The following is a 17,595-nucleotide window of genomic DNA, read 5'->3' as shown; positions in this document are numbered from 1 at the left end:
CTCCGTCGTCACGACCTTGCCGGGCACCGCGCCTTCGACATTGCCGCCGCGCTCCACCGCAAGATCGACGATCACCGCGGCGTCGTTGCCGTAAGGATCCATGATGGCGATGACAGCGGCGCCCGACTTGTAGCCCTTCAGCTCCGCATCCGTCGGCCGGCGCACTTTCAGCACGACATCGGCCTTTTTGGCGTCGGCCGCCGTGCCGCTCACGCCGCCGGCGGCGGCGAAGTCCTGGTCGGGAATGCGGGAACCGAGGCCAGCGCCCTTCTCGACGATCACATCGAAACCGAGACCGGCCAGGCGCTTGACCGTCTCCGGCGAGCCCGCGACGCGGCTCGTTCGGGTCAAGCTCACGAGGGATGAATACGATGTCCACCACTGTTGTCCCTGAGTTGATGACATGTAAGGCAAGGCTTCAGGAACCGTTCGCCAGGCGAAGCGTCTCCCGGTTTTGCGGCTGCCGCCGATCAAATCGGCGACAGCCGCCCTCTCGCCTCGGGAGGCATTACCGGCTCGCGGTGAGAAGAATCCGCAAGTCAATGAAAGCCGTCGCACCCCGCCTATTCGGCAGCAACCCCGTAGGGGATATTGCGCCCGCCATAGCGCCGCACACGGATGTTGGCCTGCTCCGCATGTCCCACGAACCCCTCGAGCATGCAAAGCCTTGAGCATACTCGCCGATAAGCGCGGCGGCTTGGGCAGTGAGTACTCGCTGGTAGGAGTGGGTCTTCAGGAACTTGCCAACCCAGAGCCCGCCGGTATAGCGCCCGGCCTTCTTTGTTGGCAGCGTATGGTTGGTTCCGATCACTTTGTCGCGATTTGCCACATTGGTCCGCGGCCCGAGGAACAGCGCGCCATAGCAGCGCATATTTTCCAAGAACCAGTCATCCCGATCGGTCATCACCTGAACGTGCTCGGAGGCAATGTGGTCTGCCACCGACAACATCTCTTGATAGCTGTCGCAGACGATGATCTCGCCATAATCATCCCAACTTTTGCGCGCGGTCTCCTGGGTCGGAAGGACTTTGAGCAGTCGCTCAATCTCGAGCATCGTCTGACGAGCAAGCCGCTCAGAATTGGTCACTAGCACGGCGGGTGAATTGTAGCCGTGCTCGGCCTGGCCGAGCAGGTCGGTCGCGCAAAGCTCGGCGTCCACGGTCTCGTCGGCTTTCACCATCGTCTCTGTCGGGCCGGCAAATAGGTCGATACCCACACGGCCAAAAAGCTGGCGCTTGGCCTCGGCCACATACGCGTTGCCTGGACCGACGATCATGTGCACCGGCCGCATTGTTTCCGTGCCAATGGCCATCGCGCCGACCGCTTGGATGCCGCCCAGCACATAGATTTCATGCGCGCCGCCGAGCTTCATGGCGGCGATGACGGCTGGATTGGGCTTACCCTTGAAAGGCGGTGTCGCCGCAACAATACGGGGAACACCCGCGACGCTCGCCGTGGCAACCGACATATGCGCCGATGCGACCATTGGAAACTTTCCGCCAGGCACGTAGCAGCCGACAGACTGCACGGGGATGTTGCGATGACCCAGGATAACGCCGGGCATCGTCTCCACCTCTACGTCCCTCATCGAGTCGCGCTGGACTTGCGCGAAGTTGCGCACCTGCTGCTGAGCGAATTTGATATCCTGCATATCGCGCGTGGTGACCTGCGCCATCAATGCTTCGATGTCGGTCTCGGGCAGCAGGCGCGCCATGATGTTTTCTGGGCCTTGCGATCCTACCGCGCTGGCGCGAAGGTCGTTGTCTCCGACGTGTGCGTGCCGATTTCCCGGCTGGCGGAATGTGTGCGCGAGACAAAGAACGATATCCAGCGCTCAAAACTCATCGCGCCGATCGTCGGGCACGTTGGGGACGGTAATTTCCACGCCTCCGTTCTCGTGATGGTGGATGATGCCGAGGAGGTCGCACGGACCAGGGCCTTCCTGGGGCGGCTCACCGAGCGCTCCCTCGCCATGGACGGCACCTGCACCGGCGAACACGGTATCGGCGAGGGCAAGAAGCATTTCATGGTTGCCGAGCATGGCCAGAACGCGGTCGATCTGATGGCCGCGATCCAGCACGCCATTGATCCGAACGGGATTATGAATCCGGGCAAGATCATCTGAAAAGCGCCAAAGGGGTGGCTGTCACCGGATCAGTTACGAAGGCAACGCTGCGCGGTCGCGCCGAGGCGCTGTTTAGGATCAAACGAACGGCCGGGAATCGCTCGGCACTGGTCATTCGCCACTATTCAGACAAGGTCCCCAGATGGCGCGACCGCGACCTCCAGCGTGGTCGCCGGTAATGTCCGCTATAGGGCGGTGGCAAGCCTGACTTCAACTGCCGACATTGGGCGCAAAGCTGCCATTCAGAACGTGGAGCCCTTGGGGTGTCGTGCTGACCGGCGCTATCAGGAAGTCACACGCGCCAGAAAGTCGCTGCCACCGAAATTGTCCAAAAGCCGAATCTAGTGTCCCGCTTTGTCCATAAGCGCGCGCAACTCGGGCTGAGACGTGACCCAGAAAGTTCGAAAAGCTTCCAGGAACCCCAGGCGAATTGGATGCCCTTTGGATTGGCTAGGTCAACCTTTTGGTTGCTTGCGCTCGTGGTATTTTCCCGGCATCGTTCACGCTTGCGATATAAAACTGATGACACGCGGCTTGACCTTTTATCAGGAGCGAATAGTTGAGCGATCAAAATGAAGTCATGGCGGCTGATCTGGTCGGGCTGACGGCCGACATTGTCTCTGCCTATGTGAGCCAAAATCCCCTCCCTGCCACCGGGTTGCCAGACCTTATCGCGTCGATTCATTCGTCGCTAACAGGCCTTGGTTCGCCGAATGTGGCCGGGCCATCTAAACGGGAGCCCGCCATCAATCCTAAGCGGTCAGTAACGCCGGACTACATTATCTGCCTGGAGGACGGGAAGAAATTCAAGTCGATGAAACGGCATCTCGCGGTACACTACGGCCTCACTCCAAACGAATACCGCGAAAAGTGGGGATTGAAGCCAGATTACCCGATGGTGGCGCCGAATTATGCGGCCCAACGATCAACGCTCGCGAAGGCCGTCGGGCTCGGACGCAAACCGCAGCCGACGCCAGCCAAGAAAACTCCGAGCAGGCATAAGGCTAAAGCCAAGGTATGACAGCAGACGTTTGTAGGACGTTTGCCCACACCATGTGGTGAAATGTGCGGGTGACGTTCCGTCAAGACGCATATTTGGCTGTAGCGTACACACCTTACTTGGCCGGCGCTTTCAATTCAGGCAAACCCTCCACCAGTCGGGCCCCTTGAGCCGCCGTGAATTATTAGCACACAGCTGACTATGTGTTGCCGGCTACGTTATTCATAGCTTACTACAAATTTTGAGCGATAAAATTAAGGGCGACGGTCATGTCGCCTAAAACTGACGGTATATCTCTGTCACACGGAACCGTTCGCCTACACGCTTGCACTGGACGATGATGTCGATGGACACCCTGAGAAGGCTGCGGATGTCGTCATGCTCAACGTTGCGACCGCCCTCGGATTCCTTGATCAACAGAGCCAATTGCTCGAAGGCCAGCGTCGCCGAGTGGGCATGCACGGTCGTAATCGACCCTGGGTGGCCAGAATTCACGTTTCGGATGTAATAGAACGCGCTTCCGTCGCGGAGTTCCTGAAGCAGGATTCGATCCGGGCGCATGCGAAGGCACGCTTCCAGCAGCTCTTTCGGCCCGGCCAATGACAGCCCCTGCTCTCCTTTGGAATAGAAGAGGCGGACGTGGTTATGTTGCGGGATGACGAGTTCAGGTGTGTCCTCAATGGAGATAATGCGCTCGTGCTCGGGAATGTGCCGGATCAAGGCCTTTGACAGCGTCGTCTTTGCCGATCCCGTCGCCCCCGAGATCACGATATTTTTCCTCGCAATCACTGCCTCGCGCAGGAAATCCTTGTAGCAGCCCGCGTCATAAAGGGCTTTCAGCTTCTGGTCACTTGCGGCGTCTTCCTGTCCCGCAGCCTTGACTTCGCTGAAGAACCCACTTCCTTCCAGATCATCGAGGGTAAGGTTCAATGACGAGGGTTTTCGGATTGTGAGGCTCACCGTCCCCTTCGTTGTCGCCGGCGGGATGACGATCTGGATGCGCTCTTCGCCTGGAAGCGTCGCGGAAAGGATTGGCCGCCTCTCGTCGATCGACTGGTTGGAGAAAGTCGCCACTGCGCGGGCAAGACGCATCAGTTTCTCGAAGGTCAGTTCCGGCATGTCATGGGTGCGCCACCCATTGGTACCTTCCGTCAACATCTGACCAGGCCGATTCATGATCACTTCGAATAGAGACCCATTGGCCAGGAATGGCGCCAATGGTGAGAGGAGTTCGCGAACGACTGCCGCGTCGGTTCCCTCGACCATTGTCTCTTGCTACTTCGTTGTGAGGGTCGACCGCGGGCTGAAATCCCCCAGCACCGCGCGATCGTAAATGCGGTTTCTAGGCTCCGTCACGCGGAGCCTATAGACATTGGAAAAGTCGAGATCGCGCGCCACGAAAATCGAGGCGAGTTCGCCCTGGTGCTTGTTCAGTGTCGGTGGAATGTTGATCGACTGCTCGACCGCAATGGCCGCGGCCTGCTGGCCCGCGCTCGTCGTGTTCTGCGCCTCGACACCGCTGTCTTGCAGCCGGCTGCTGGCGTAGCTGGTCGCATCACCGACGACGGAAAGAAGGAGTGCGCTGCCGAATCGCTCCCACCAATGGGTGTCGACATAGCCGTCGACGCCGGCGCGGCCGAGGGCGTCCGTCGCAGGCGATGCGAGCGTGACGATCACGCCTTTTGCCGTCTTTGCCCGATTCCAGAGCACGAAGAGACGTTTCTGCCCGCGCTGAAGGCCGCCACGGTATTCGCCGATGACCTGGGTTCCCTTCTCCATCAGCACGACCCGGCCATTGTCAGAGAGGACGTCGCGGTTGATCACACAGCTTGCGAAGCCGGGCTGATCCGACGCCATGGCGGTCTCGAGGACGCAAGGTATCGAGGTTCCCATGGCGACGATGTAATTGCGGTTGCCGAGCGTGCCGGCTCGCGAGCCCTCGAGCCGGGTCGGCCGCAGGAGGCCGTCAAACCGCTGTTGATCGGCGTTGGCCGCATTCTGTCCCATCATATTTCCGTCGAGCGGCAGGTAGTTGCCCTCTGTCGCTGCTGCAGAGCCTCCGGCATCCCGGCTCGATGTCGCGTTTTTCTGCCCGCCGCTGTAAGCCATGACAGGCGCACGCCGCGCCGAGTCGAGCAGCGGATCTTCTTCCTTGGCCTGCTCGGTCACTACAGGGGTCGGCAGCTTCACTTCCGGGCGGGCAACGACCGGTTCCACTTGCTCCTTGGCCGGCTCGAAACTCGTCGCCTGGCGAATGACCACCCGCTCCGGCTTCGTCATGTCCGACGGCGTCTTTTCTCCGCTCATAGACCACAATGCGAAGGCAACGAAGGCGACGACGGCCAGCGCTACGGCGCCCCGCTTCAGGGTGGGATTGTTGTCGATCCGCCTGGCCGCGACAGTTTCAGCCCGCTCGCCCGGGATCCTGCTTTCGTTTTCCTGAGCCATGCCCACCTCCTATCGCGCTGCGCTGGCGTCGCTCCGCACGACGCGTTCGACCGATGGCGAGGTCGTGTTGGTGTCCGGATCGATGCCGACGCGGTCATAGGCCTCGTTGAAGACGCAAAGCACATCCCCTCCCCTGCGCAGGATGAACTTGCGGCTGATCGCGTGGACCAGGACCAGGTTCCCGTCGACGGATTTGGGCACTAGGCTCTCGCTGCCGTCCGAGTTCTCGATATAGATGGCGGGCATCTCCTGATTGCCGACGAAGGCGAACGTCGTCACCTTGCCATTGTCGTAGACCGTCTCCGGTTCCAGTGCCTGGGAGCCTTGTGCCGAATAGCGCCAGTTCCGTGGGCCATAGGCTTCGTGGAGGGCCAGCACATTGTCGGCCTCTTTCGCCTGCGCCGCGACGGCTCGCGCCGCCGCAGCCTGTCGCCGTCGTTCGGCCTCGTCAGCCGGATAGCGATACTTGACGTAGAAATAGGTATTCTGGCCGACCACCACCGTTCCGTCCCTTACCGTCAGCTCCATCTGGTAGCTGCGGGTTGAGCCGTCACGCCGGGTGGTCACGACGGAGATATTGGTGACTGGCTGGTTTTCCCGCGGCTTGAGAAACAGGATGTTGCCGGCCGGCGCGACCTCCCATGCGACGCTGTTTCCGAGCGCGACATGGGCGATCTCCTCATCGGCCGAGAATTCAACCTGCACCGAGGAGCGCAGCGAGCCGACGATGCGGGTGATGTTGTAGGGCTGGTAGTCGACAAAGCGCACACGGCTGTCCTGCGATGCGCCGCGAGGAATTTCGAGGGCAAGCGCGGCGGATGGGGTGGCGGCCAGAAGAAGAGTGGCGATTGCGATTGTGCGCATCAGTTGATGGCCTCCGGATCGGCCCGGTATTCGCTGACCACGAAGCCGAGAGGGTTCACCAGCCGATCCGTCGACGACATCGGCGCGTTGACGTAGGAGAAGGTTAGGGTAGCGACCCAATGGGTTGTCCGAACCTCCTCGCCGCGCGTGATCGTGCGCATGTAGCGGACGGATACGACATTCGAATTGATCAGTGAGATCGACGCAATGCTGATGCGCACAGTGGCGCCGCGCCCGTAGGTGTTCTGCGGCGAATCTGGGTTGCTGCCACGATAGTACGTGGAAAATCGCGTCTGCTCGGGCTGTGTCGACAGCAAGGCGACGGTGCGATAATTCTCCTCCGCCTCGCTCCAGACATAGCCTTCCCGCGCACGCACATATTTGGCGGCAAAGTATTTGGTGACGGCTTCGTCATAGGTGCCCGCGGTCGACGTCAGCGCCGAGACGACATCGACAATGCCTGTCGAATTGTCCACCCGCACGACAAACGGTTCCACCGTCTTCAGCGGGGTCAAGGCCGCGACGGCGAAGATCGAAACGCCGGCAAGGACGCCGGCAACGATTGCCACGGACCAGGCGATACGCGCCGAGCGTTCGACCTGAACCATGCGGTCCTGATCGAAGCGTCTCGCCTTCTCGAAATATGCCTTGAGTTCGTCCCCGGAGACCATGGGTCACGCTCCGCAAGGACGATTGGATGCAGCGATGTCAAAACGGGCTAAGGCGGCCGGCGCCCTGCCCTCTTCGACATAGGCTGCGGCCGCCTGTTGGGAGATCGACGGCTGTGCGCTCGAACGCTTCTCAGTGAGATTCTTATTGTCCTCCCATTCCCACATCGAACGATTGAGCGGCCGGCGCGAATAGCCGTCGCATTTGGGGAGCGGATAGGATAGCGATGCGCAGCCACTTAAGATCGCCGCCATGCAAACCAGCGGGAAAATTCGGATCATTCCGGAAGGCCTTTTTCTTGTTGGTGCGAAAAGCGTCATGAGCCGGCGCGTTTCGAGGTGAAGGTTCGGCCGGCCGCGCCGAAGCCGCGGCCGGCGGCACGGACGATATGGGATGCCGTCCAGGCGAGTGTGCTTTCGTGGGCGTCGCGTGCCGCACCGTAGCCATAGGTCAACGACGCGCCGCCGGCGGCGAGCGCCGAAGCGATGTTGGGAAGCTGATAGAAGACATAGAGGGCGGCGAGGCAGATGGCGCAAAGCGCGATCGGCCGCATGAGCACGTCGCTGTATCCCTCGATCGCCGTGAACGTGGTGTCGATGCAGGTGATCAGCAGCGAGCCAACGGCGACGACCAGGACCTGCAGGATTACGAAGTTCACAAGCTGCCCGATCCAGGCCTCGGTAAAGCGGCGCGTCGCCTGGAACATGGCGACCGCCACAAAGATCGGGCCGATCGCCAGCACGATGGCGAGCGCCAGCCGGGCATAGAGCGAGACGATGTAGCCGATCGCTGCGACGATGAAGCTCGCACCGATCACCATCATGCCGGCGACGCCTGTCACGATGTCGACGGGCCAGGAAGCTCGGGACCAGATGTCGGTGGCGGAGGCCTGCCCCTTGTCGAGCAGACTGTCGAAGGTGGAAGCGCTCGGCGCCGTGCCTGTATTCAGAGCCTGAGAGATTTCGCGCGGGAGCACGTCGAAGAAGATGTTTGTGACATAGGTCTGGTATTCGCCGGCGTTCTTCACCAGCATCACGATGATGGCGAGCTTGATCGCCCGGTAAGCGAAATCCAGGATCGGTTCCTGGACCGAGCCTCGGAGAATGAGATAGCCGTAGAGCACGATATAGAGGGTGACTGCCGCCGTGAGAGGCCCCGAAACCCATTCGGAGATGTTGGAGGTGCCATCGGAGATGAAAGTCTCCAAGGGCGCCTTGAACTGCTCATCGACGAAGGCGAACACCTCATACATTGTCAGCCTCCCAACGACTGCCGCATCCGCTGAAGCCGCAGCTTGCCGTCGGCGGCTTCGGCGTTCCTGCAGTTCGTCGTGTCTCTGAGCTCACCCGGATTGTTGCGACACTTTGTGAGGGTGCTGGAAAGAAGCGCTTCGTCCGCCACCAGTTCGTCGACGGTGTAGCTTAGTTCGGTCTGCTCCGAGCACGCCGCCAGACCAACTATCGCCGCCAGGAGAAGCAGCCTCCTCATTGCAGCGCCGCCTTGATCGAGTCCATGCGCTGGCGCCAGTCCTCGGCCTTGCGCTGCTCATCGACTTGAGCCTGCGCCTGCTGCACCATGCGCAGGCCCTCCATGCGGAGCACGTCGGTTTGGAGGAAGGCCGTTTCGGCCTGGAGCCGCGCCTGCAGGTCGGCGATGTCCTTGGCGTCGGCTGCCGTCGATATCTTCTCGCGCAACTGATCGATGCCGTCGATGCGCTTGGTCGCGGCGTCATAGATCTGCTGGCCGAGGCTCATCTGGCCGGCATTCTTGTTCTGGATGCGGGAGAGCTCCTTTGCGTAGAAGTCGTCGGCGCTGGTCCGATAGGTGGAATTGTCTTCAAGGAATTTCGAGGCTGAGTCACCGAACACGCCGGCGCCCTCGCCCTTGAATAGCCCCTGGATCGCGTTGAAGTCCGCTGGCAAGGCTTTTCGGATTGAAGGATCATTGAGGACGCTCGCGACATCCGCCATATCGGTGAGTTTGTTGAGCGAGCCGTAGAGCTGCTGCGCCTGTTCGATCTGCTGGTGGAGCGCATCGAGCTGCGACTTGAGCTGCGTGATGCTCTCGATCTGCTTGGCGATCGCCGTCTGGTCGATCACCGGTATCCCCTGCCCCGCCGCTCCGCTCGCGGACAGCAATAGCGCCGCGGCAATCGCCGCGCCGTGAAGTCGGTAGGAAGCCATCAGCCCGCACTCCTTCTCTGGTGGAAAATGGGAAGCCAGTCCTCGCCCCGGTCGCCAACTTCCGCGCGGATCGCCTCGGCAAGCTCGACATTGGCGGTGCGGCCGGAAAGGATGGCGAGTTCGTCATCGAAGCCCCTGAGGTTCAACTCGGCGACGACGCTGTTGTGGCCTTGCTTCAGCACGAACCGCCGGCTTTCGACCGAGAGTTCGCGAGCGATCAGTTCGTACTCGCGCTCCGTCAGCTTGAAGCCGTCGACATAGTCAGCTTGATTGCCGCGGGCGTTCGGCAGGAAGATCTGCGTCGGGCACTGCTCGATGATTGTGTGTGCGATTGGTGAAACGAGCGCATCGCGGGGGCTTTGCGTGGCAAAGAGCATCAGGCCGTTTTGCTTGCGGATCGTCTTCAGCTTGTTTTGCGCGAGATCCCTGAACCCCTCGTCCTGCAGCGCCTTCCAGAACTCGTCGATGACGATGATGATCCGCCTGCCGTCGATCAGCTGCTCGACGCGGTGGAAGAGATAGGCCATCAGCGGCGTGCGGATTTCTTCATTGTCGAGAAAGTCGGTCATGTCGTAGCCTACGAATCTGCCGCCGGCGCCGAAATCACCGAAGCCAATGTCCTCGATCAGATTGTCAAACACCCAACCCAGCGGCCCTCCCCTCTCCCACCGGCGCAGCCTGGCCGCGATCCCCTCCGGGTCGGTGTTGTTGAGAAAGGTCCTGAGCGCGCCGATCGTGCGGCGCTCGACCGGCAGGTCGGCAAGGCCGTCGATGGCGGAAGCAATGTCGCGAAGCTCGGTCACGGTCAGTTCCCGTGTTGTCGAGCCGACAAGCTTGCCGACCCAGCGCGTCAGGAACACCTTGTTCTCGGGCGTCAGCTCGAGCGCCTTCAGGGGCGCGCAACCGGTCGGAACACCATTCTTGAGGGGCAGATAGGCGCCGCCGGCGGCGCGCACGTAAAGATCGGCGCCCCGGTCCTTGTCAAAGAACACCACGTGCGGATCGTGCTTCTCGAGCTGCGACAGCATGAAGTTCAAAAGCACGGTCTTGCCGGCGCCAGACGGCCCGCAAACAAAGGTGTTGCCGAGATCGCCATAATGAAAATTGAAGTAGTACGGCGACCCTGATGCCGTCTTGAGCAGGGCAACGGCCGGCCCCCATTCATTGCCGTCCTTCTGGCCGATCGGATAGGAGTGGAAGGGTGACAAGGCGGCGAAGTTCCGCGACGTGATCGCGCCGGACCGAGCGCGGTAGCGGAAGTTGCCGGGCAACTGCGCCCACCAGGCAGCCTCGAGGCCAAGATCCTCGCGCGCGACGACCGCGCCGCCGCTGGTCAGGCTGGCGCGCGCCTTGGCGAGATTGTCGGTCAGTTCCTTCACCGAGGAGGCGAAGACGGAAAGCGTCAGATGATGCTCGCCGAGCGCGAACCGATTGGACTCCAGATTGTCCATCGCCTCGTCCAGCTCATCGATCTGCGAGGCCGCCTTGTCGCCGCTGCTGACCATCTGGTTCTGCTTGCGGCCCATGATGACGCGGGCGTCCGCCTTCGAAGCGAAGGAGAACGACTGCGTGAGGATAATTTCGAAGGGGCTGGTGAGCGCAGCGTCGAGCATGCCGGTCCTGGTGCGCGCCGGATATTCCTTGAAACTCAGTATGCCCGCATAGCGGCTGGCGGCTTCGTGCCGGATCTCGATCGTCTCGCGGCCGACGATGATCCGGTCGGAGTAGATCGCCGACGCGATCCGACCCTCAGTCAGCGGAACCGATTCTCGCCGGCCGCCTACGATCTGGTGCAGCACCTCACTCGGCTCTGAGAACAACAGGCCGCCGGATTCGTAAAGCGACAGCAGGCGTGGCTCGAAGCGCTTCAGCGCCGCCGTGACTTCGGCGACCTTGTCGTGAAGCTGCTTCAGCGCTTCCTCGTCCAGTTCCGTCGACGTCCGGCGGGCGCGACGCAGGCGCGACAGCAGCTTTGCCGCCTTGTCTGCCGGATCGCGGGCCGGGGACCAGAGGATGGTCAGATAGAGGTCGTTACGGAACAGATCCTCGTCCACCATGCGCGCCCGATACTTGTCGTTGAGCGTCGCCGAGAACGGTGTGGTGAACATTCCTTCGGGATAGCTGTTGTCGCGACGGCGAATGAGATGGGTCCACACGGCAAGCCGCTCGTCGGCGATGTTCCGGTAGAGTGTGTTGAGGTCGCGATGAAGGGAATTGAGGTCGAGAACATCCGCGGTCTCGAACGAGACGCCTTCGAGCGCGACCATCACCATCAGCGCCCGCGAATTGAGCGCGATGGTCTGATGGTCGACATGGCGAAAATACGGGATGAAGGTCTGCGGATCGAGTTCGCGAGACCTGAGCGTGGCCAGGCTAGGCAAGATCGAGGTCCCTTTCGTCGAAGCGTCGGGCGAGTCTCAGCGGTGTCAGTGTCGCGCCGCCCCAATAGGCGCTGTTCCGGGACCGGCCACGCGTCTCCACCCAGGCCAGCAGGATGCGAAACATGTTGTGGTCGTGTTTGACGACAGCGCGGAACAACAGGTGGAAGGCCACGCCGACGAGCGCGTAGGCGATCGAGCCGGCAAGGATGTAGAGGATGGTGGTGAGCATGATGTTCACGCCCATGGCTTCCATCGTCACGCCGGCGATCATCGCCGGCCGGGTGCAGGCGATGAACAGCGTGTCTTCCTCGAGCGTCGGCCGCGCACTCGCCATGGCGTCAGCCTCCGACGATGGTGTTGACGAGCTCGGTGGCGCCGAAGATACCGCCGATGCCGATGATCCAGAACCCTGCTCGTCTCAGATCCATGTAGCCGAACATCCAGGCGATGCAGATCACGATCACCGCGATGGTAGCCAGCAGCTTGGCGATGTTGCCGGTCAGCATGTCGACGATGTTCTGCAGTACGGTTTCGATGCCGGCGGCTTGCGCGAACGCGGGCTCGATCACGGTCGTGACGATGGCCGCGGCTAGGACAGCGGAGGCGGCGGTCGATCGGATACGGGAATGGGAGGTCATTCACTCTGCTCCATTTGACTGTTCTGAAACACCAGGACGGGAGATCGCCGCCGCGCATTGAAGACATCCCAAGAGGGAGCCGAGGCTGCCTGGTCGGCTCGCGGATCGTGTGTCTGCTGTTTGGCCGCGACTTCGATGGCAGGAGGCTCACTATCCCCCCTCCCCTGCCCGCCATCTCCGATTTCGAGCGTCGCAAGGGATCCGCTCAGCCGCCTCGCCTCTTTCCTGACCTGCTCGTCGTACTTGACCATGTCGCCAACGGTGGGATCGCCTCGCCCATACCAGGATTGCAGCATCACCTGCCCCGCCCGCTTCGGATTGGCGCCGGCGTTAACGGCGAGCCGGTAGTATCCATCGAGGAGCGTCGCGGTGGCCCGAAGGTTGCGGCACGGATCGAAGGCGTCGGAGATCGACAGCTTCAGTTTTCGAAGCTCTTCCATGCCGATGCCACCGAGGCCGAGCTGGATGTCCTGCCCCTCAGCCGCCAGCGACGTGGCAATCTCGATCGCCTCCGCTTTCGTGGACGGATGCTTCGAAAGTGGCGGACCGCTGTTGATCCGGATGGCCAGCGGCTCGAACCGGCTTTCCAGGCTGACGACGCCCGCCAGCGTCTGGGCAGCGACTATGGGTGCGCAGGTCTGCGCAAGATCGGCGAAGAGAACTGGCATGGTCAGTACCAGACCCTTTGCTTTCCGACGCCGTCGATGGTCACATCGACAAAATGGGGCTGCGCTCGGACGTTGGGCCGGGACGTAACCTTGGCCATGCACTGAAAGCGGCCGTCCTGCCTTTGCCATCGCGGCGCCAGCACGGAAGTGTGATCGCCGTCGTCGTCATTGCGCCCGAATGAGCAGAAGCGCTTGTCAACGGGCTGGACAGAGGTCGAGACGCATGTGGCGACACGTTCGCCTGATCCGAAAGAGCTGGTGAGCGTATAGCCCTCGTTGCAGTAATACGGATCGTAGCCTGGGCGCGAACTCTGGAACCCAACGCCGCTGCATGTGGGAAACGAGTGGCCCTTGGCGAGCCAACGCCAGAGCTTGTTGATAGGCGGTCGGCACTCAGCGTATTGCGTCGCGCCGCCTGGATTGGAAAGGCACAGGATAACCTGGCATCCCCATTCATCAGCTCGCGCTTTACTGTCGAAAACGAGATAGAATGACGCTAGGCTGGATGCAGCGACGATTGCCCGTATGAGCGAGTTTCTCATGATCACCACCTTTCACGCGCGCAACGCTGGTCGGGACCGATCTGCGATTCCGATTCGTTATACTATCGAATATCTGATAGTTTAATCGATGACAAGCGCACGTAACGCGGAATGGCAGGACCAGCGGTTTTCGGCCCTCGCCCTGCAGGAGGTTTTTGACAATCCGGTCGAGGGAGAAACGCCGCAATCGCGGCTGAAGCAGCTCGGCATGATGACGGTGCTCTATATGATGCACCAAAGGGGCGAGAAGCTAACCCTTGCGAACATCAAAGAGGTAACCGGTATGACGCGCAACACAGTGAAGGAATCGGTTGATCCGCTGGTTGCGCGTGGCGTCCTCCAGGAAACGATCGTGAAAAATTCGGTGGGGCGAGGAACGGCATGGCAGTACGAGTTCGCCCCGGAAATCCTTGAGCGCCTTAAGCGCTCTTGAGCGCCGGTGTGGCAGGGCCAATCATCTGCCGCCGCGTGCTCGCTGCCCCGTGGGTGCAAGTGACGCCCGCCGGCGGTGCTTGCCGGCCTATGATCGACTTGACCGTCCACCAGCTCAACTCGAACGCGCTATCGTTGAGGCAAGGCTAACGGAAATCAGCAGGGGGGCGTTCACGATTGGTTCAGGGAACATTTTAGCTAAGTTGAATGTTTCATTTCAATGACGAAATTGTCCGATCTCGGGCCATCGATATCCGGGAAGCGAACTGACAAGCTCAGGGCGCGCGACTATGTGACCAGCTATGTGTGTCCGGTCTGTGGTCAGGTGGTTGATATGACCGACCTCAGACAGCTCGTATGGCACCGGCAGTCCAAGCATGAGGCGCTGGTTATAGACGAATAGCCGGTCTGTTCGATGTTCTTGCTCATTGGAAAGAAGAGGCCGAATCGTCTCGGCAACCGGCCTCTAAAAGCCCGCAGCGCCAAAGTCTTGGGGATACGCCTGTTCCGGAGAGCCAGCTGCTGGGCCCACAGGGCGGCAAAGTGTTCGAGCTGGCCGATATCGAAGCGGCAGCGCGTAAGAAGGCGTATGGCGGAAGCCAACCTGGTCTGTCCGCTAGCGGTTGAAGCCGTGATGCCGTCGCGCTGATCCCTCCCCTCCCTCGCGAGAAAGTCGCCGCGCAGCGACTGGGATCTACGCTCCGTTAAGGTCGAGAGTGTGTGCTAGTTCGGACGGATGGCTGGCTTCCTATAGCCATTGCCGGCGGGTCTGCGGTTGTCCCGTGCAATCCACTTCCGGCGGCAAAGCATAGGGCGCGCCGAGACACCAGCCAGGGCTCAACTTAGGACCGCCTTACAGCGCGGTGGTTCGCTTCCTGAGGACGCTATCCTCGGCCAGAGGCTATGCCCTGCTGCGGGCCTCTCGTCAGTACCCAAATTCCTCGGAATGCGGCGACAGGTGGCAGGGCAGCCAGGGTTCCTTCCCCGCATTTTTTCACCCAGCAGTCACAGCCGGCGCCTCGACGTAAGGCGCATTTGCCTTAGCGTGGCAGGATTCGAACGGCTCCTGCCCGAGTTGCACGTGTACAACTGTGTGCCTTCTTGTAGGAGCACATGCAGATTCAGACCAGCTGCCCGCTACTTGCCGCGCTCATCGACCCGGCGTGGTGTAGGAACTGGCGGGATGGCGAGGAACCATCGCAAAGTGGCATGAAGCGCCGACCGCCTTCTTGGCGGGCCGCCTGAACTGTTGCTTTGTGGCCGGGGCAACTTTGCGCATGCGGCTGAACGACGTCTAGAGGCTGCCGTTGCGGGGTAAATCCTCGGATCGTCATGGTCGATGACGCGGGCAACATATTGAGGCGGAATTGCTCTCACCCGACGGCAATCCGCCCGCCTACGTTTAGCTTCGGACTGCCCGCTGCGAAGTTGACGGCGGCTCGGGTTTCTTGTTTTCGGGACTAGCAAGCACTGCTCTGCCGGAAGGTCGCTACGCGAGTTGCACGTGTACAACCAGCGTTCCATCGGGCGACCGCCAAGCGCCACTTTCGTTGTCGCGAACAAATCCGCATACGAAGCTGGCCAAATCGGCAAATGATCTTGCAAAGGTATCTCGCTTCCTCTGGCAAAGGGCAGATGGGTCCTGCACCGAGCAAACCAATCCCATACAGTTGCACATGTATAGCACCGCTGAGCCGCCCGCCGAAACACGGGCCGGTTCTAAGGCATTTCTCGGCTCAAGCCCAAGTGATGAGGGGGCGACCTATCGAAAAGTTGCACGCGTACAACCAATCAGAGCAGCGGCGACGGCCGGCAGGATACAGCGCGAAGCTCTTCCGTGCGGGGATGGCTCGAAATGGGCTACTAAGAGTAAACCCCAGGTTCTGCCAACTTACGAGGTCGATCTGCGGCGAGGAAAAGTTGCCCGCGTGCGACTGCCAAGGAGGCGGACGACAGCTTGGCCATGGTTATCCAGTGATACGTCTCTTCAGCCGCGGCATTGCCAAGGGGTGCCGCTCGTAGTCTCGTAACGTGGAGTCTGCGGCGAGAGATCTCGACGCCGAGGGTGCTTAGCGCCGGCAACGCTTGTTAATCGGGCCCGTCCAAGGAGTTGGCCGTGTTGCCGGCTCGGGGTGACTAGCAGTCGCAAGCAGTTGAGCAGCGGAAGGCGTGCCGCACACTCACAAAGCTCCTTGTGGCAAGCCGGCGACAACATTCGCGCGTGACGGCCTGCCCTAAATAGCCAGCAATGAAGTATGGCCGCACCCGTGCGGGCGTTATTATCAGCAAATTGCAAGCTCAAAGAGACTCATCTAGCACTGCGCCTCGTTAACCTTTTGGTAACCAAAAAGCGTTTGTCGGCAGTTCAGAATCAGTCCATCCTGATCAGCGCATTTCCTTCGCCCTTTGGCCAAAATGCGCAGATCGAGAGAGGGCCGATGTTGGAGAAAGTCAGCCAGAGCAGTCCACCAGGCGAAAGCCTCCGCGAACTCATTGCCGCGGACGCCACAGAACTGTCGAGGCAGTTGCAGGCGCACCAGGCGAGGATATTTCCGCCGACCTCGCAGAAGGGCATGCGCCTGTTCACCCCAGGCGAGGCCGCGGACTTCATTGGGATCCATGAAGGGTATCTGCGCCAGATCGTATCAGAGGGACACGGTCCGCAGCCGCAGGCGAACGGACGGCGCTTGTATTCGGTGGAAGACATCGACCGCCTTCGCCAGGTGCTTGACGAACAGAACTCAAAGGGACCAGGGAAATACATCCGTCATCGCCGGGGAGGGGAGAAGCTTCAGATCCTCTCCGTGATGAATTTCAAGGGCGGCAGTGCCAAGACCACTACCGCCGCCCACCTTGCTCAGTTTCTTTCCCTGCGCGGCTATCGGGTGCTGGCCATCGACCTCGATCCGCAGGCGAGCCTGTCGGCGATGTTCGGCCATCAACCCGAACTGGATGTCGGGGCCAACGAGACCATCTATGGGGCGATCCGATACGATGAGGATTGTCGCAGCATCCTCGAGATTGTGCGCTCGACCTATACGCCCAACCTGCACCTTATCCCTGGCAATCTCGAACTGATGGAGTTCGAGCATGAGACGCCGAAGGTGCTGGCCAGCCGGCAGCCAGGCACGATGTTCTTCGCCCGGCTTGGGGAATGCTTGGCCGAGATCGAAAGCGCCTATGACGTCGTCGTCATCGACTGCCCGCCGCAACTAGGCTTTCTGACGCTGTCTGCCTTGTGCGCGGCCACGGCCGTCATCATCACCGTGCATCCGCAGATGCTGGACGTAATGTCGATGTCCCAGTTCTTGCTCATGACTTCGGATTTGCTGAGCGTCGTAGAGAACGCAGGCGGCAACACGGACTATGACTGGATGCGCTACCTGGTTACCCGGTTCGAGCCGAACGATGGTCCGCAAAGCCAGATGTCCGGCTTCATGCGATCGATTTTTGGCAATCGCGTCCTTGAAAACGCCATGCTCAAGTCGACAGCGATTTCCGATGCCGGGCTGACTAAGCAGACCCTTTACGAAGTCGAGCGCGGACAATTCACGCGCGGTACCTATGATCGTGCCCTGGAGAGCCTGACCCTTGTCAATGGTGAGATCGAGGAGTTGATCCGCAAGACATGGGGGCGGAAGTAAT

General features: G+C 60.8%; 16 protein-coding genes and 3 pseudogenes. 4 read left to right on the top strand and 15 right to left on the bottom strand.

Features of this window, described 5'->3' with window-relative positions; genetic code table 11:
- Positions 1-72 precede the first annotated feature (72 nt).
- A pseudogene (locus tag LB528_RS25550) lies at positions 73-382 on the bottom strand (NAD(P)(+) transhydrogenase (Re/Si-specific) subunit alpha); the annotation flags it as partial.
- A 181-nt stretch (positions 383-563) separates the two neighbouring features.
- Positions 564-1,702: pseudogene (gene hisD / locus LB528_RS25545) on the bottom strand (histidinol dehydrogenase); the annotation flags it as partial.
- Here hisD and LB528_RS25540 point away from each other — a divergent pair.
- Positions 1,703-2,125 (top strand): annotated as a pseudogene (locus tag LB528_RS25540) (FAD-binding oxidoreductase); the annotation flags it as partial.
- Positions 2,126-2,684: 559 nt separating this feature from the next.
- Positions 2,685-3,146, top strand: a complete 462-nt coding sequence (locus LB528_RS25535) for a MucR family transcriptional regulator (protein WP_318011542.1) — start codon at positions 2,685-2,687, stop codon at positions 3,144-3,146.
- A gap of 255 nt (positions 3,147-3,401) precedes the next feature.
- Here the strand turns inward: LB528_RS25535 and virB11 are convergent, their stop codons facing one another.
- From virB11 to LB528_RS25470, 13 genes are read right to left on the bottom strand one after another with little or no spacing between them, the layout of a single operon-like run.
- Positions 3,402-4,391: a P-type DNA transfer ATPase VirB11 gene (gene virB11, locus LB528_RS25530; protein WP_224518201.1), complete on the bottom strand. Its 990-nt coding sequence runs from the start codon at positions 4,389-4,391 to the stop codon at positions 3,402-3,404.
- Between the two features lie 9 nt (positions 4,392-4,400).
- Positions 4,401-5,573, bottom strand: coding sequence for a type IV secretion system protein VirB10 (gene virB10, locus LB528_RS25525; RefSeq protein WP_224518203.1), 1,173 nt, complete (start codon positions 5,571-5,573; stop codon positions 4,401-4,403).
- A gap of 9 nt (positions 5,574-5,582) precedes the next feature.
- A complete protein-coding gene (gene virB9, locus LB528_RS25520; protein WP_224518205.1) occupies positions 5,583-6,437 on the bottom strand; it encodes a P-type conjugative transfer protein VirB9 in 855 nt (284 codons plus the stop codon).
- A complete protein-coding gene (locus tag LB528_RS25515; RefSeq protein WP_224518207.1) occupies positions 6,437-7,108 on the bottom strand; it encodes a virB8 family protein in 672 nt (223 codons plus the stop codon). Before LB528_RS25515 ends, virB9 begins: the two co-directional genes overlap by 1 nt.
- Positions 7,109-7,111: 3 nt before the next feature.
- Positions 7,112-7,426 (bottom strand): hypothetical protein, encoded by a 315-nt coding sequence (locus LB528_RS25510; RefSeq protein WP_224518209.1) that lies wholly within the window; start codon positions 7,424-7,426, stop codon positions 7,112-7,114.
- Positions 7,423-8,358, bottom strand: coding sequence for a type IV secretion system protein (locus LB528_RS25505; RefSeq protein WP_224518211.1), 936 nt, complete (start codon positions 8,356-8,358; stop codon positions 7,423-7,425). Before LB528_RS25505 ends, LB528_RS25510 begins: the two co-directional genes overlap by 4 nt.
- Before the next feature lie 2 nt (positions 8,359-8,360).
- A complete protein-coding gene (locus tag LB528_RS25500) occupies positions 8,361-8,594 on the bottom strand; it encodes an EexN family lipoprotein (protein WP_224518213.1) in 234 nt (77 codons plus the stop codon).
- A complete protein-coding gene (gene virB5 / locus LB528_RS25495; protein WP_224518215.1) occupies positions 8,591-9,289 on the bottom strand; it encodes a P-type DNA transfer protein VirB5 in 699 nt (232 codons plus the stop codon). The genes LB528_RS25500 and virB5 overlap by 4 nt, the downstream gene beginning before the upstream one ends.
- Positions 9,289-11,670 carry a VirB4 family type IV secretion/conjugal transfer ATPase gene (locus LB528_RS25490; protein ID WP_224518217.1) on the bottom strand — a complete coding sequence of 794 codons (2,382 nt, stop codon included), beginning with the start codon at positions 11,668-11,670 and terminating at the stop codon, positions 9,289-9,291. The genes virB5 and LB528_RS25490 overlap by 1 nt, the downstream gene beginning before the upstream one ends.
- Positions 11,663-12,004 (bottom strand): type IV secretion system protein VirB3, encoded by a 342-nt coding sequence (locus tag LB528_RS25485; protein ID WP_224518219.1) that lies wholly within the window; start codon positions 12,002-12,004, stop codon positions 11,663-11,665. Before LB528_RS25485 ends, LB528_RS25490 begins: the two co-directional genes overlap by 8 nt.
- A 4-nt stretch (positions 12,005-12,008) precedes the next feature.
- The gene (locus tag LB528_RS25480) at positions 12,009-12,308 is read right to left on the bottom strand and encodes a TrbC/VirB2 family protein (RefSeq protein WP_224518221.1); all 300 of its coding nucleotides are present in this window, start codon (positions 12,306-12,308) and stop codon (positions 12,009-12,011) included.
- On the bottom strand, positions 12,305-12,976 hold the full coding sequence (locus LB528_RS25475; protein ID WP_224518223.1) for a lytic transglycosylase domain-containing protein: 672 nt from the start codon (positions 12,974-12,976) through the stop codon (positions 12,305-12,307). The genes LB528_RS25480 and LB528_RS25475 overlap by 4 nt, the downstream gene beginning before the upstream one ends.
- A gap of 2 nt (positions 12,977-12,978) precedes the next feature.
- The gene (locus LB528_RS25470; protein WP_224716722.1) at positions 12,979-13,518 is read right to left on the bottom strand and encodes a hypothetical protein; all 540 of its coding nucleotides are present in this window, start codon (positions 13,516-13,518) and stop codon (positions 12,979-12,981) included.
- An 88-nt stretch (positions 13,519-13,606) separates the two neighbouring features.
- Between LB528_RS25470 and LB528_RS25465 the strand changes: the two genes are divergently transcribed.
- On the top strand, positions 13,607-13,951 hold the full coding sequence (locus tag LB528_RS25465; RefSeq protein ID WP_224518227.1) for a MarR family transcriptional regulator: 345 nt from the start codon (positions 13,607-13,609) through the stop codon (positions 13,949-13,951).
- Between the two features lie 2,437 nt (positions 13,952-16,388).
- Positions 16,389-17,594 carry a plasmid partitioning protein RepA gene (gene repA, locus LB528_RS25460; RefSeq protein ID WP_224518296.1) on the top strand — a complete coding sequence of 402 codons (1,206 nt, stop codon included), beginning with the start codon at positions 16,389-16,391 and terminating at the stop codon, positions 17,592-17,594.
- Position 17,595: the final 1 nt, after the last annotated feature.

Origin of the sequence: Mesorhizobium sp. CA4 (assembly GCF_020165075.1) — a bacterium.
Lineage (GTDB): Bacteria > Pseudomonadota > Alphaproteobacteria > Rhizobiales > Rhizobiaceae > Mesorhizobium.
Note: the sequence above shows the minus strand (reverse complement) of the source record. Positions and strands in the feature narration are given on the sequence as shown.

Bases quoted from the DNA above. Each gene is read 5' to 3' on its own strand.
- LB528_RS25480 (WP_224518221.1), bottom strand. From the start codon at position 12,308: ATGACCTCCCATTCCCGTATCCGATCGACCGCCGCCTCCGCTGTCCTA.
- LB528_RS25470 (WP_224716722.1), bottom strand. From the start codon at position 13,518: ATGAGAAACTCGCTCATACGGGCAATCGTCGCTGCATCCAGCCTAGCG.
- LB528_RS25500 (WP_224518213.1), bottom strand. From the start codon at position 8,594: ATGAGGAGGCTGCTTCTCCTGGCGGCGATAGTTGGTCTGGCGGCGTGC.
- virB9 (WP_224518205.1), bottom strand. From the start codon at position 6,437: ATGCGCACAATCGCAATCGCCACTCTTCTTCTGGCCGCCACCCCATCC.
- virB11 (WP_224518201.1), bottom strand. From the start codon at position 4,391: ATGGTCGAGGGAACCGACGCGGCAGTCGTTCGCGAACTCCTCTCACCA.
- virB10 (WP_224518203.1), bottom strand. From the start codon at position 5,573: ATGGCTCAGGAAAACGAAAGCAGGATCCCGGGCGAGCGGGCTGAAACT.
- virB5 (WP_224518215.1), bottom strand. From the start codon at position 9,289: ATGGCTTCCTACCGACTTCACGGCGCGGCGATTGCCGCGGCGCTATTG.
- LB528_RS25505 (WP_224518211.1), bottom strand. From the start codon at position 8,358: ATGTATGAGGTGTTCGCCTTCGTCGATGAGCAGTTCAAGGCGCCCTTG.
- LB528_RS25465 (WP_224518227.1), top strand. From the start codon at position 13,607: ATGACAAGCGCACGTAACGCGGAATGGCAGGACCAGCGGTTTTCGGCC.
- LB528_RS25475 (WP_224518223.1), bottom strand. From the start codon at position 12,976: ATGCCAGTTCTCTTCGCCGATCTTGCGCAGACCTGCGCACCCATAGTC.
- LB528_RS25485 (WP_224518219.1), bottom strand. From the start codon at position 12,004: ATGGCGAGTGCGCGGCCGACGCTCGAGGAAGACACGCTGTTCATCGCC.
- LB528_RS25515 (WP_224518207.1), bottom strand. From the start codon at position 7,108: ATGGTCTCCGGGGACGAACTCAAGGCATATTTCGAGAAGGCGAGACGC.
- repA (WP_224518296.1), top strand. From the start codon at position 16,389: ATGTTGGAGAAAGTCAGCCAGAGCAGTCCACCAGGCGAAAGCCTCCGC.
- LB528_RS25510 (WP_224518209.1), bottom strand. From the start codon at position 7,426: ATGACGCTTTTCGCACCAACAAGAAAAAGGCCTTCCGGAATGATCCGA.